The organism is Aeromonas enteropelogenes (assembly GCF_000819845.1).
Taxonomy (GTDB): Bacteria; Pseudomonadota; Gammaproteobacteria; order Enterobacterales; family Aeromonadaceae; genus Aeromonas; species Aeromonas enteropelogenes.
Genome location: NZ_CDCG01000003.1, coordinates 1 through 12,642 on the forward strand (window position 1 = coordinate 1; position 12,642 = coordinate 12,642).

Consider the following 12,642-nt stretch of genomic DNA (forward strand, 5'->3'; position numbering starts at 1 on the left):
CCAAGAAATGACGCTGTGCTAGTGATGCGCAAGGAAGGGCTGGCGCACTGGAAGAAGATATCGGGGTATCACCGTCGCTCGCTGGCAGAGACGGCGATGTATCGGTTCAAGCAGTTGCTGGCGGGGAAAATCAGTCTGCGCAACTACAACGGCCAAGTGGGAGAAGTCATGGCGTATGTCAGCGCCATAAACAAGCTGAATACCCTGGGCCTACCTGTCAGAAAGCCCCGAGTGTAGCGGTTACCCAGGGCTGGGGAAGTCATGGTTTGCTGGCTGATTTGGGCAACAACGCCGGTTCGAGCCAAAAGCTAACCAAAGTCGTGGCGAATGCGACGACGTGGCGGATCCTTCCGTCACCCCGACGCAACCGTCGCGAGAAGATCAATCTTGTGAGGAAAACGATGGCGTAGCAGAATCTCTATTGGGATAAAATGAGTAAAATATCAACGCCAGTCCTTCGGGGCTGGCGTTTTTTCTATCTGATGTTACCAATGGCTCCTGATATCAGGGTTTGCGACCCGGCAAAGAGATCTCAGCTCGCTCACAATCTCACATTGTTTAGTAGGCCAAAACCTTAGTGATATAGGTGATTGCCACGATGGGAAATGCGCTCCCGATGCTATAATGACTCACAGGAATAGCTCGCATTTTCCTAGTGTCCATGGTGGCTTATCAATTATTCATCCTTACATAAATAGCTTCATATTCATTTTTTCGTGAATAGTAATTATCACTTCATACAGTGCAGCAAAGACACTGTTTTCATCACGTTCACCGAGCTTTGCCCAGACCGCACCATCATTACCCCAGTATTGAGGAATCCTATTTTTTCCCTGTGGATCTAGGTCCCAACTCCACCATGACCAATATTTATTTGATTTACCTTGCATATGAGGGAAAAGTTCTGACATAGCTGCTGAAATGTTAGCGGTTTGGCCTTCTTTTTTACTTACTCCTGATATACCAAAATACAAACCATTAAAGTTAGCGCGGTCAAACTCCCAGCAAAGACAATAAGTATCACTAGAACTTAAAGGTATATAAAACCCAGCCCATCGACTAGATGTATCTACATCAGTAAAGTTGATTTTTAAATCATATGGAATCAGTTTTTTATTCAGATCTGAAATCAATTTTTCATATAACTTTTTACGCACACTTTCTATCTGGTTATAAATAAGAAATGCAGACTCTATAGTATTACTATCTTTTTGGATGATTTCAGATAATTCATCGTTGTTATCCACAATAAATTCTCCGTTAATTGATTGATTTATGTATTTAATTAGTGACTCAACAAAGATTCTGACTGTGCCTGCACGAACGTACAATAAACAATCGCCTAACCATCTGATGACATCATACCAAGATATTGTCAGAATATGTTCTTTCAAAAAGTCTGGTGTGTCATTCGGAAGAGTCCATTCGCCGGGTTCATGATTGCATAAGTATATTAATTTCCACGGTCTCTCCATCTTATTTAGCCATTGCGCATAGTCTCTTAATTGATTCTCTTGGTCCTCAGCCCATGGCTTATTTTCTATAGCAATAAAACCGTCTAATGTTGTCAACAAAAGATCTATTTTTCTGCCATTTTCTATAATGACTTCATAATCTACTCTGGCCTTATAAAGGCAGTCCTTATCAACTATAGGGCTATTGTGTCCCATCTTTTCAATGAGATTGGTAAATCCTCTTAGAAACAATATTGACTGCCCATGACTTTCATTAGGGGATAGTAAAAAACAAAGATAACGCGAAAGTGCTAGTTCATCATTCTTTAGCCAGTCCATCAGGCTGAAATCTGGTGCCAGCTCGGCCTGATAGCGAGATTTCGCTCGACGAGTGACCTCAGCCCAGCGAGCCACGTTTTCAAGAAGTGCGACAGCCTGCTGCTGTATGACATTCATTTTATTATCCTTTTTACAGATGATGCACGACAGACTAACGCAGTTCATCATTTGGGCAAGCGCAAACCATAAGACATCTGATCAATATCACATGGGAAACGTTTGGGGCTTATCATCAAGCTCGCTCAAGTGGGATCATAAATGGCTAAAAAGTCTCGACGGACGCGACGGCTCGGCGGTTATCCCAATCCGTTGATAAATGAATGAAGTCCAGTAGGAGGAGCCAATTCCCTCGTAGTTCAGTCGGTAGAACGGCGGACTGTTAATCCGTATGTCACAGGTTCAAGTCCTGTCGAGGGAGCCACATTCTAAAGCCCAGCCTTATGGCTGGGCTTTTTCGTTTCTGCTTCTGTTCCATGCTTTACAGCATGCTCTCCCAGCGTTCTCACAGTGAACAATCAATACGCCCTATTTTTCGCAGCAACAATATCTCCCTGGTGTAGGGGTACGGCAACATCCAGTGCCAAGATATCCCCGTAGACTTTGACCTAACGCCGAAGCTCATCGGCGGCCGGTGCAATACTTGGTTCGCTATCGCGGTTTTCTTGACACTCAAACGCTTTTCACCATTTCACCTTCTCAAAGTCCCCGATGACCCAACTGCGGTCAAAGTGGGCCTGTTCCGGGCCATAGAGCCAGAAGTAGCTAAACCACCGTTTCGTTCCAATTGCTTTCTTTCCCCTTCGGGGCTGTCGGCCCAACATAGAGATCGGCGCTGCCATCGTCGTTCTTCTGCAACGCCATTTACGAGGAACAATCCACTTGTTGGGTCGGATTAGCGATCAAACAGCGCGAGGAGACATCGTAAACGGTCACCGACCAGAATTGTGCGACTGGAGCATTGGGCGGGACTTGAAGCCGGTAGCTCTTCGCACCGTCAAGCCAGTCGCAGTCCTTGTCCTTGTAGGCTCCGAGATAGACCTGATCGATGACCGGAATCTTGGTCACCATACTACTCGATGTGGTAACAGCCTCGTAGAACCATGCGGCGCGCCATCGAGCTTGCCGTAGAACTCAGCTCGCTACGAGGGATCGAGCACGATGGAAAAATGCCAGCCCGTGCCCTCCGCATAGTGGCCTGCTGCCAGCCGCGTCTCTACATCGTTGGCCTTGGCCATGGCTTCGCCGACCAAGGAGCCTTCGGTCAGCAACTTGGTCTGACGCTCGTCCGGCTTGAAGGGTTTGCCTTTCTCTATGCCGAGAGGTTTGAGCATAGCCATCAATAAGCGGTCACGCTCGGCGACGGGATACCGCCGGCAAAAGCCGAGGTTGGGCCTAACCAACTGTCAGGAATTAGTTGACCACTACATAGCGCACTACACGCCCCAACCAGTCTGAAATAGGGGTCAGAGCGAAGAATGCATAATACTGGGCGAGCCAAGAGCGATATCAAGGCTGTGCATCCGGCTGATTGGCGGGAGCGGCCTTGATAAAGGCCTGCAACTGCTCGCAGTTGGCGACGATGCGGCTGATGGTGGGGTACTCCTCCAGCGACATCTCGTAGCGGCGGGCGTTGTAGACCTGGGGCACCAGCATGCAATCAGCCAGGGTCACTTCGTCCCCGACGCAATAAACACCGGCCGTGCTCATCAACAGCTGTTCGAGGGCGGTGAAGGTCTCGGTGATCCAGTGGCGATACCAAGCCGCCTCCTGCGCCTTGCTGACCCTGAACTCCTGGCCCAGATAATTGAGGACTCGCAGATTGTTGAGGGGGTGGATGTCACAGGCGATCATGTTGACGATCTGGCGTACCTGGGCCTTGTCCTCTGCGGCCGAGGGCATCAGGGGGTGGGCAGGATAGGTTTCATCAAGGTACTCCATGATGGCGACCGACTGGCCGACCCGCACATCCCCATCCACCAGAAAGGGCACCAAGCCTTGCGGATTGACCCGACGATAGGCTTTCTCCCGCTGCTCATCCTGCCGCAAATTGATCGGATGCTGCTCGTAATCGAGCCCCTTGAGCTGCAACACGATCCGTACCCTGAAACTTGCCGATGAGCGCCAATAGCCAAACAACTGCAACATACTTCGTCCTTTTTTTATCTGCCGACCCGGGGCGAGCTCACCCTGGGTCGGCCCCCGTACGCTCGGGAATCATTACCCCGTTTGGCCACCACCTTGCACCACTTGCTGGGAGATGGTGCCAAACAGACTCTTGCCATGGCGATCCTGCATGGTGATGGCCACTCTATCACCAAACTTCAGGTAGGGGGTTGTAGCTTGATCACAATCAAGAATTTCCAGCATGCGCTGTTCGGCCAGACAAGATGATCCGGCGCTGCGATCATAGTTGGAGACGGTACCCGACCCTATGATGCAGCCCGCCCCGAGCGGCCGGGTCTTGGCGGCGTGGGCGATCAGCTCATAGAAGTTGAAGGTCATGTCCACCCCCGCATCGGGCGCGCCGAACAGAGCGCCGTTGAGGTAGGTTTCAAGGGGCAGGTGAACCTTGCCCTCACGCCAATCCTCCCCCAGCTCGTCCGGGGTGATGGCCACCGGCGAAAAGGCGCTGGAGGGCTTGGACTGGAAGAAGCCAAAACCCTTGGCAAGCTCTGCCGGAATAAGGTTGCGCAGGCTCACGTCGTTGACCAGCATCAAGAGCTTGACGTGGCTGGCTGCGGCCTCACGGCTCACCCCCATGGGCACATCGTCGGTGATGATGGCGATCTCGGACTCAAAATCGATGCCCCACGCCTCGGACTCCATGACGATGGGGCCACGGGGGGCGAGAAAGCTGTCGGAGCCCCCCTGATACATCAGAGGATCGTGCCAGAAGCTCGAAGGCATCTCGGCGCCACGGGCCTTGCGCACCAGCTCCACGTGATTGATGTAGGCACTGCCGTCGGCCCACTGATAGGCGCGGGGCAAGGGGGAGAGGCAGGCCGTCTCGTCGAAAGGAAACGCCTCGGGGCACTCTCCATCGTTGAGCTGCTGATAGACGGCGGTAAGCTTGGGCGCAAGCTCGGCCCACTCGTCGAGGGCTGCCTGCAGGGTGGCGGCAAGGTGCAGCACGCGCACCGCGCGGCTCAGATCGCGACTCACCACTACCAGGGCGCCGTCGCGCTTGCCATTGTTCAATGTTGCCAGTTTCATGATGACTCCTTATTTGCCGCTACCACTGGTGAGTCCGGGGCGCTGCCAGCTGGTGACATACGCCGGGTTTTCTATCCCCTCGCACAGGCTGCCGACGTTGAGCGCATCGCGGGTATCGAGCATGACCGCCACCTCATCGGTGAACTTCTTGGCATAGGCCTGCCCCGCCGCAAACGCCTTGGGATGGGGGCCATGGGTGAACCCGGCGGGATGGAAGGTGACCATGCCCCGCTCTATGTTGTCTCTGCTGAAGAAGTCCCCAGCGTGATAGAAGAGCACCTCGTCGTAGTCGTCGTTGCTGTGGTAGAAGGGCACCTTGAGGGCGCCGGGATCGCTCTCGATGGGGCGCGGCACGAAGGTGCAGACCACGAAGCGGCTCGCCACGAAGGTAGAGTGGGCCGAGGGGGGCAGATGGTAGCGATGGCTCATCAGCGGGCGGATGTCGCGCCAGTTGAGGCGCACCACGCACAAGTCCCCGTGCCACCCCTGGGCATCGAGCGGATTGAACGGCCAGGTGATGACGGAGACCTGATCGTGGCGCTTGACCTGCAGCGACCAAGGGTTTTCATCCTGCTGGGCCAAGAAACGTTCGTTGATGGCGGGCACATCGAGCGCCGCCGGATCGAAGATGGCGTGATTGCCCACCAGCCCCTTGTCCGGCAGCTGGTAGCTATCGTTGGTCGCCTCGATCATCAGGATAAAGAGGGGCGCGGTGGGCTCGATGCGCCACATGGTGCCGCGGGGGATCACCACATAGTCGCCATCCCGCAGGGTCAGGTGACCGTAGTCGCAGTAGAACTCGCCGCCCCCCTCGTGGATGAACAACAGCTCGTCGCCGTCGGCGTTGCGCACCAGAAACGGCATGGGCTCATGCAGGCGCCAGATCCGGTAGCGGCAGTGAGGGTTGCTCAGAATATCCGGCATCACCCAGGGGGAGAGGGAGCTGACCTCCTCCTGCAAGCCGTTGAGATCGAAGGCCCGGGGGCGCAGCGGCCCATCCCAGTTGATCCAGTCGGTGGGGGCATGCTTGTGGTGCATGTGGGTGGCGGGGCCGAAAAAGCCGGCGCGGCCCAGTTCACGCTCGTAGATGGCCTGCTCGGGCAGGTCGGCATGAGCCTGGCGGGAGTGGGTCCCCTCCCGATGGGGGAAACTTATCCAGTTACGCATCACTCTCCTCCCCTTTTCTCTCACCCTGTTCGCTGCCACTGAGCACGCCACGGCGGATCTGATCCAGTTCGATGGATTCAAACAATGCCTGGAAATTGCCCTCGCCAAAGCCCTCGTTGCCCTTGCGCTGGATGATCTCGAAGAAGACGGGGCCGATGACGGTGTCGGTGAAGATCTGCAGCAGTATGCCGTCCTTGGTGGGGGAGCCGTCGATGAGGATGCGCAACTCTTTCAGCGCCGTCAGATCCTCCTGGTGCCCCTCGACCCGGCTGTTCACTTTCTCGTAGTAGGTGTCGGGAGTGGGCATAAATCCGGTGCCACGACTGCGCAGGGTGCGAATGGTCTGGTAGATGTCGGCGGACGCCAGGGCGATATGCTGGATCCCCTCCCCCTTGTACTGGCGCAGGTACTCCTCGATCTGGGACTTGTCGTCCGCCGACTCGTTGATGGGGATGCGAATTTTGCCGCAGGGAGCCGTCATGGCACGGGAATGAAGCCCCGTCAGCTTGCCCTCGATGTCGAAGTAGCGAATTTCGCGAAAGTTGCCGATCCGCTCGTAAAAGTTCGACCACACATCCATGTTGCCGCGATGGACGTTGTGGGTCAGGTGATCAATATCAAGCAGCCCGGCATCCACTTCAGCCATGCGCGCCTGCCAGTCGGGATAGAAGACAAAATCCACCTCATAGATGGAGCCCCGCTCGCCGTAGCGATCGACAAACGACAGCGTGCTCTCGCCGATGCCGTAGATGGCGGGGATATTGAGCTCCATGGGCCCTATCTTGCCGACAAACGGCTTGGCCCCCTTGGCGATGGCGTACTGCTGGGCCCTGCCCGCATCAGAGACCCGAAACGCCATGCCGCAGACACTCGGCCCGTGCAGGCTGGCAAACTGCTCGGCCTGGGAGTGGGGCTCGGCATTGACCACGAAGTTGATATCCCCCTGGCGATAGAGCCAGCACTGCTTGTGCCTGTGCTGGGCGACCTCGGCAAACCCCAGGGAGACGAACAGCGCCTTGAGGGCGGCAATGCCCTTGGCATCCGGGGCCGTGTATTCGACGAACTCAAAGCCGTCGGTGCCAAGCGGATTGATGGTATGGGTGGTAGAGGGGGTGGCATTCATCGGGCGCTCCTTGCTCCATCAGGAAAACAGCACGGGCGGTGACACACTGCCCGCGACAAGTGTTAACAACTTGTTTCATTAGAGGCAGTGGGCGACAGGAAGAGAAGAGGGAGCCCTCAGATACTTTTTCGCCCAGGGAGGTCATAAATGTAAATGAATTGTGACATTCATGGCGAAGGCCTGCGATCAAAGCGCCGGAGTGCCTCCCCCCTGTCAGCTTTGTCTTACAGTCGCCAGGTTTTCGGGATTAGCCGGGGCAGTTGCGCCCTCCCCCGCGCGAGCCGTGCCGGGGTGGGATTGACAAGCCAGGCTTCTTGCCCTAACGCCAGCAGCGGCAGATCGTGCAGGCTGTCGCTTAAGGTAAGGACAGGCTCAAGGGTGCGCACCTCGGGCAACAGCTTGTGCGTCCCGTGGCAATAAAACCGCGGCAGCAGGCCGCCGAGGCGGTAGTGCATGCGCGAGCCAAGGATGCGACAGGGCAGCTTGCCCGGGCGCTGCTGGTAGAGCTGGCCACGCACCAGAGCGCGGGGGCTGGCGGAGATCACCCAGCAGCGCGCGCCCACCTCATCGAGCAGGGCGTGCGCCTCCCGAAAGAGACCCGGGCGGGTGCGGCAATAGGCCCGCACCAGCTTGCGCCAGCCAAGGGGGGAGAGCCCCAGGGTAATGGCCCACCAGATAAGCGAAATCCCCTGACGACGCAGACTTGGCAATAGATAGACCAGCCCGCCCAGGGCGATGACCGGCAGCAACAGCAGCGGCCAGCGGCGACGACGCAGGATGTAACGCAGCAGCCCGGCATGGCTGTCACCGGGGGCCAAGGTGTCGTCAAAATCGGCCAGGATCCAGCCGATCGTCTTCGCTGCGCTCCCCGCTTTCGCCTCCTCTGTGTCATCAACCAACTGCATCATGCACTCCCGGACTCAGGGCGCCAGGGTTTCGATGGCCGCCGCCAGTTCAGGGGTCACGAACTCGGCCCCCAAGTTTGGTGGGCAGACAAAGTCGAACGGCTCGTTCGCCAGGGTAAAGCGCAGGCGCCAGGCGTGCAGGTAGCCGCGATCGGCCAGCGTGCCGCCGTAGCGCTCATCCCCGAGGATGGGGGCACCAATGCTCTTCATGGCCACCCGGATCTGGTGGGTTTTGCCAGTCTGGGGCTTGATGCGATAGAGGCGCAACCCCTCGCGCACCGACACCGAATCGAACCAGCTGATGGCGGGGTTGTCGAGAGTGCGGGTCAGCATCCAGCTGCCGCCACGCCCCTTTTGCATGTCCCCCTTCACCCAGCCCTGCTTCTTCTTCGGCTTGCGATCGGAGAGGGCCAGATACTGCTTGCTCACCTCCCGCGCCGCGAAGGCCATACTGAGGGCGCGGTTGGCCTCCGTGGTGCGCGCCAGCAGCACCAGCCCGGAGGTCATCTTGTCGAGGCGGTGCACCGGATAGAGGGTGAGGCCCGTGTCCGCCTTGACCCGATTGACCAGACCCGGATTAAGCAGACCGGGCTCCCCTCCCTCATCGTGCATGCCAATGCCGGGCTGCTTGTCGATAACCAGGAAGGCGGGGTGCTGAAACAGGATCCGGTACATAAAACCTCGATAAACAAAAAAACCTTCGCGGCTCGTCAAGGTGCCGCGCTCAGGCGAGGCATTCTCCCCGCTCCCCCGCCATTTGGCAAACCCGATGTGCCGGGATAAAAAATGGCCCCCACCTGTTGCCGGGCGGGGGCCGTCGTCACCAAGTATGGCAAGCCGTTTGTCAGACACTGCGCGGGCGCAAGTGGGCGTGCCAGCGCGCCTCCCACTTCTTGAACAGCCAGACGATGACGAAGGTCAGCACCATGTAGAGCAGACCGGCAGTCAGGAACGCCTCAAACGGACTGTAGTAGCGGGAGTTGATGATCCGCGCCGCACCGGTCAGATCGACGATGGTGATGATGCCCGCCACCGCCGAGCCCTGCAGCATGAAGATCACCTCGTTGCTGTAGGCCGGTAGCGCACGGCGAAACGAGTTGGGCAAAATGATGCGGGTGAGGGTCTGCCAGCGGGTCATGCCGAAGGCATTGGCCGCCTCAATCTGCCCCTTGGGCATGTTCTGCACGGCGCCACGCACTATCTCGGCGGTGTAGGCGCCAGTATTGAGGGTGAACGCCAGCAGGGCGCAGAACCAGGCCTCGGCAAAGAGCGACCAGGCGGCGCTGTTTTTCAGCCACTCCCACTGGGCGGCGCCGTAGTAGATGATGAACAGCTGCACCAAGAGCGGGGTGCCGCGAAAGAAGTAGATGTAGGCCCAGATCGGCTCCTTGATCAGCCAGTTGCGGCTGTTGCGCAGTATGCCCATGGGCACTGCCAGCAGCAGGCCGAGCACCAGGGAGGCTGCCACCAACAGTACCGTGGTGTAGAGGCCCTGCCAGTAGGTGGGCCATTCAGTGAGGATGATTGAAAAATCCATGGCTTACCTCGTCTTGATCGCGTAGTGGCGCTCGGCCCACTTCAGTGCCGAGGTGGAGACTGCGGTGAAGATCAGGAAGATAAGCGCCACCGCCATGTAGAAGGTGAAGGGCAGCTGGGTCGAGCCCGCCGCCAGAGAGGCTTTGCGCACCATGTCATCGAGCCCGATGATGGAAACCAGCGCCGTGGTTTTCAGCAGCACCAGCCAGTTGTTGCCAAAGCCCGGCAAGGCGTGGCGCATCATCTGGGGAAACAGGATGCGACGAAACACCTGGGTCGCTCGCATGCCAAAGGCACGGGCAGCTTCCAGCTCCCCCTTGTCCACCGCCAGGATGGCGCCGCGGAAGGTCTCGGTCATGTAGGCGCCGAAGATAAAGCCGATGGTGGCCACCCCGGCCGCAAACGGGCTGATGTCAATGTAATCGGGCAGCAGGGAGACCCACTCCTGATTGGGATTGCTCGCCAGCAGATAGTTGTTGTAGGTCTCGTTGACCCAGGTACAGAGGTTGTTGATGAGCACCTGGCCGCCGAAGAACAGCAACATCATCAGCACCAGATCGGGAATACCGCGAATGATGGTGGTGTAGGCGGTGGCAAAGCCGCGGGCCCACTTGTAGGGGGAGAGCTTGGCCAACGCCCCCAGCATGCCGAGCAGGAGCGCCAGCAGCAGGGAGGCCAGCGCCACTTCCAGGGTGACCCAGGCCCCCTCCAGCAGGGAGGTTTCGTATCCTTTCAAATCAAACATATGCAGTTCCATCGCAACTAAGCGGGCCCATCACTCCCTTGCGAGAGACAACGGGCCCGATGACTACAGACGAGGGTCAACCTGTCGCTATTGTGCGTGTCACGCCCTGGCTCCTGCTCCCGGCAAGGAGCCTTGGGGGTTACTCGCCGTAGACGTCGAAGTCGAAGTACTTGTCGTTGATTTCCTTGTACTTGCCGTTGGCACGCAGGGCCAGGATGGCGGCGTTGAATTTCTCTTTCAGATCCTTGTCGGCCTTGCGTACCGCGATGCCGGCGCCTTCACCAAACCACTTGGGATCGGTCAGTTTCGGGCCCACGAACTCAAACGCATCGCCACCCTCTTTCTTGAGCAGACCGTCGCTGATGGCGGCGGAGTCGGCCAGCACGTAGTCGACACGGCCGGATTTCAGGTCGAGGTAGGCCTCATCGGCGGTGCCATAACGCTTGATGGTGGCGTTGGGGAAGTTGTCGGTAATAAAGGTGTCCATGGAGGTGGCGCGCTGCACCGCCACGGTTTTGCCGTCCATGAAGGCCTTATCCAGCTTGACGTCAGTGCCTTTCTTGGCGGCGAAACGGGCCGGAATGTGCTGGTACTTCTGGGTGAAGTCCACCTTCTTCTTGCGCTCTTCGGTGATGTCCATGGTGGCGATGATGGCGTCATACTTGCGCGACAGCAGCGCCGGAATGATGCCGTCCCAGTCCTGCTTGACCAGGGTGCACTTCACCTTCATCTCGTCGCACAGGGCGTTGGCGATATCGATGTCAAAGCCTTTCACCTCGCCGCTCGGCTCGGTCCAGGAGAAGGGAGGGTAAGCCCCCTCTACCCCAATCCGCACCTCTTTCCACTCCTTGGCCATCAGGCTGCCGGAAGACAGAGCAGTCACAACGGCGGTCGCCAGCATCAGCTTGTTCATGTATCTCTCCTTGATAAAACAGTTGATCGTTGATTCGAAATCCCGTCCATCAATAGATGGAGGAGATGAATTGCTTGAACCGTTCGGATTTGGGATGGGCGAAGATCTCCTTGGGGTTGCCCTCCTCCTCCACGCGGCCCTGATGCAGGAACATCACCTTGTTCGATACATCGCGGGCAAACGACATCTCGTGGGTCACCACCAGCATGGTGCGCCCCTCTTCGGCCAGCTCACGCATCAGACCGAGTACTTCTCCCACCAGCTCGGGATCCAGTGCCGAGGTGGGTTCGTCAAACAGCATGACTTCGGGTTCCACCGCCAGGGCACGGGCTATCGCCGCCCGCTGCTGCTGGCCGCCGGAGAGGTGGCCGGGATAGTAGTCGCGGCGCTCCCACAGGCCGACCCGGTTGAGCAGATGCTCCGCCTTGGCGATGGCCTCGGCACGGGGCACCTTCAGCACCTGGATGGGCACCTCTATGATGTTCTGCATGATGGTCATGTGCGACCAGAGATTGAAACTTTGAAATACCATGGCCAGGCGGCTGCGAATGCGCTCCACCTGGCGCATATCCTCCGGCAGGCGCTCGCCGGCGCGGCTGGTTTTCATGCGAATAAGCTCGCCATGAAGGGAAACCGTGCCGGAAGAGGGTGTTTCCAGCAGATTGATACAGCGAAGAAAGGTCGACTTCCCCGAGCCGGAGGAGCCGATAAGGGAGATCACATCCCCCTTGTGGGCGGTCATGTCGATGCCCTTGAGCACTTCGTGGGTGCCAAAATACTTATGCAGATCACGTACTTCCAGTGCGGCAACGTCGCTCATCCATTACAACCTTGTCTGTCCCTAGACGCCGCTGGGGCGTGACTCACACCATCTCTTTTTAACAAATAGTTAACCGATGGCAACCTTCAGCGAAAATATCATCGGGATAGTTAAAAAACAATACAGAACAGGTGTCTTTGGTGTTTTGTCTGTATTTTTATTGGCCAGCAAGGTATTTTTCAGCACTTTGTGTGCATAAAACCCTAACCGCACCGTTCTGGCAACACCGCCTTTTTATACTTGCAGAGCAAGGGTGGCAAGAAAAATCAGGCCAATGACCGATAAGCAGACAAAATTCACTTTATTCAGCCATCCCTTGATCGCATCTTGTTGAAAAATGGACTCTCCCCTGCAAAAACAGCGATGCACCCGGGTGGGGAACCAGATTGGTTCAGCGCTCTGTTTTGCACCAGAAAGATAACAAATC

General features: G+C 57.1%; 13 protein-coding genes, 1 tRNA gene and 1 pseudogene. 2 read left to right on the forward strand and 13 right to left on the reverse strand.

The features are described 5' to 3' along the window. Positions 1–237: pseudogene (locus BN1123_RS00880) on the forward strand (IS5/IS1182 family transposase); the annotation flags it as partial. 449 nt (positions 238–686) lie between these two features. Here BN1123_RS00880 and BN1123_RS00885 read toward each other — a convergent pair. Continuing rightward, positions 687–1,910: a PDDEXK-like family protein gene (locus BN1123_RS00885; RefSeq protein WP_042024901.1), complete on the reverse strand. Its 1,224-nt coding sequence runs from the start codon at positions 1,908–1,910 to the stop codon at positions 687–689. Between the two features lie 228 nt (positions 1,911–2,138). On the opposite strand from BN1123_RS00885, the gene BN1123_RS00890 reads away from it, so the two are divergent. Further along, positions 2,139–2,214: transfer RNA gene (locus BN1123_RS00890), tRNA-Asn, on the forward strand. Positions 2,215–2,654: 440 nt separating this feature from the next. Here the strand turns inward: BN1123_RS00890 and BN1123_RS20420 are convergent. The 12 genes from BN1123_RS20420 to BN1123_RS00945 all read right to left on the reverse strand — a co-directional run bounded on the left by BN1123_RS20420 (position 2,655) and on the right by BN1123_RS00945 (position 12,215). Then, positions 2,655–2,861 carry a DUF1214 domain-containing protein gene (locus BN1123_RS20420; RefSeq protein WP_052449229.1) on the reverse strand — a complete coding sequence of 69 codons (207 nt, stop codon included), beginning with the start codon at positions 2,859–2,861 and terminating at the stop codon, positions 2,655–2,657. A 71-nt stretch (positions 2,862–2,932) separates the two neighbouring features. Then, complete coding sequence (locus BN1123_RS20425) at positions 2,933–3,124, reverse strand: hypothetical protein (RefSeq protein ID WP_052449230.1); 192 nt, start codon at positions 3,122–3,124, stop codon at positions 2,933–2,935. Positions 3,125–3,299: 175 nt separating this feature from the next. Then, positions 3,300–3,938 (reverse strand): maleylacetoacetate isomerase, encoded by a 639-nt coding sequence (maiA, locus tag BN1123_RS00900; protein WP_042024902.1) that lies wholly within the window; start codon positions 3,936–3,938, stop codon positions 3,300–3,302. Positions 3,939–4,010: 72 nt separating this feature from the next. Next, positions 4,011–5,006 carry a fumarylacetoacetate hydrolase family protein gene (locus BN1123_RS00905; protein WP_042024903.1) on the reverse strand — a complete coding sequence of 332 codons (996 nt, stop codon included), beginning with the start codon at positions 5,004–5,006 and terminating at the stop codon, positions 4,011–4,013. A gap of 9 nt (positions 5,007–5,015) precedes the next feature. Next, entirely contained in the window at positions 5,016–6,173 is a 1,158-nt protein-coding gene (locus BN1123_RS00910) for a homogentisate 1,2-dioxygenase (RefSeq protein WP_042024904.1), read from the reverse strand. Further along, positions 6,166–7,296 carry a 4-hydroxyphenylpyruvate dioxygenase gene (hppD, locus tag BN1123_RS00915; protein WP_042024905.1) on the reverse strand — a complete coding sequence of 377 codons (1,131 nt, stop codon included), beginning with the start codon at positions 7,294–7,296 and terminating at the stop codon, positions 6,166–6,168. The genes BN1123_RS00910 and hppD overlap by 8 nt, the downstream gene beginning before the upstream one ends. Before the next feature lie 224 nt (positions 7,297–7,520). Next, positions 7,521–8,201, reverse strand: a complete 681-nt coding sequence (locus BN1123_RS00920; protein WP_042024906.1) for an HAD family hydrolase — start codon at positions 8,199–8,201, stop codon at positions 7,521–7,523. Between the two features lie 15 nt (positions 8,202–8,216). Then, a complete protein-coding gene (locus BN1123_RS00925) occupies positions 8,217–8,876 on the reverse strand; it encodes a TIGR01621 family pseudouridine synthase (RefSeq protein ID WP_042024907.1) in 660 nt (219 codons plus the stop codon). 169 nt (positions 8,877–9,045) lie between these two features. Beyond that, positions 9,046–9,738, reverse strand: coding sequence for an ABC transporter permease (locus BN1123_RS00930; protein WP_042024908.1), 693 nt, complete (start codon positions 9,736–9,738; stop codon positions 9,046–9,048). A 3-nt stretch (positions 9,739–9,741) separates the two neighbouring features. Then, positions 9,742–10,482 carry an ABC transporter permease gene (locus tag BN1123_RS00935; RefSeq protein ID WP_042024909.1) on the reverse strand — a complete coding sequence of 247 codons (741 nt, stop codon included), beginning with the start codon at positions 10,480–10,482 and terminating at the stop codon, positions 9,742–9,744. Positions 10,483–10,621: 139 nt separating this feature from the next. Next, positions 10,622–11,395, reverse strand: coding sequence for an ABC transporter substrate-binding protein (locus BN1123_RS00940; protein WP_042024910.1), 774 nt, complete (start codon positions 11,393–11,395; stop codon positions 10,622–10,624). Positions 11,396–11,444: 49 nt separating this feature from the next. Continuing rightward, complete coding sequence (locus BN1123_RS00945; RefSeq protein WP_026457651.1) at positions 11,445–12,215, reverse strand: ABC transporter ATP-binding protein; 771 nt, start codon at positions 12,213–12,215, stop codon at positions 11,445–11,447. Positions 12,216–12,642: the final 427 nt, after the last annotated feature.

Coding starts and splice junctions, on each gene's coding strand:
- BN1123_RS00920 (WP_042024906.1), bottom strand. CDS start 8,201: ATGCAGTTGGTTGATGACACAGAGGAGGCGAAAGCGGGGAGCGCAGCG.
- BN1123_RS00945 (WP_026457651.1), bottom strand. CDS start 12,215: ATGAGCGACGTTGCCGCACTGGAAGTACGTGATCTGCATAAGTATTTT.
- BN1123_RS00885 (WP_042024901.1), bottom strand. CDS start 1,910: ATGAATGTCATACAGCAGCAGGCTGTCGCACTTCTTGAAAACGTGGCT.
- BN1123_RS20425 (WP_052449230.1), bottom strand. CDS start 3,124: ATGCTCAAACCTCTCGGCATAGAGAAAGGCAAACCCTTCAAGCCGGAC.
- BN1123_RS00935 (WP_042024909.1), bottom strand. CDS start 10,482: ATGTTTGATTTGAAAGGATACGAAACCTCCCTGCTGGAGGGGGCCTGG.
- BN1123_RS00910 (WP_042024904.1), bottom strand. CDS start 6,173: ATGCGTAACTGGATAAGTTTCCCCCATCGGGAGGGGACCCACTCCCGC.
- BN1123_RS00925 (WP_042024907.1), bottom strand. CDS start 8,876: ATGTACCGGATCCTGTTTCAGCACCCCGCCTTCCTGGTTATCGACAAG.
- BN1123_RS20420 (WP_052449229.1), bottom strand. CDS start 2,861: ATGGTGACCAAGATTCCGGTCATCGATCAGGTCTATCTCGGAGCCTAC.
- hppD (WP_042024905.1), bottom strand. CDS start 7,296: ATGAATGCCACCCCCTCTACCACCCATACCATCAATCCGCTTGGCACC.
- maiA (WP_042024902.1), bottom strand. CDS start 3,938: ATGTTGCAGTTGTTTGGCTATTGGCGCTCATCGGCAAGTTTCAGGGTA.
- BN1123_RS00905 (WP_042024903.1), bottom strand. CDS start 5,006: ATGAAACTGGCAACATTGAACAATGGCAAGCGCGACGGCGCCCTGGTA.
- BN1123_RS00940 (WP_042024910.1), bottom strand. CDS start 11,395: ATGAACAAGCTGATGCTGGCGACCGCCGTTGTGACTGCTCTGTCTTCC.
- BN1123_RS00930 (WP_042024908.1), bottom strand. CDS start 9,738: ATGGATTTTTCAATCATCCTCACTGAATGGCCCACCTACTGGCAGGGC.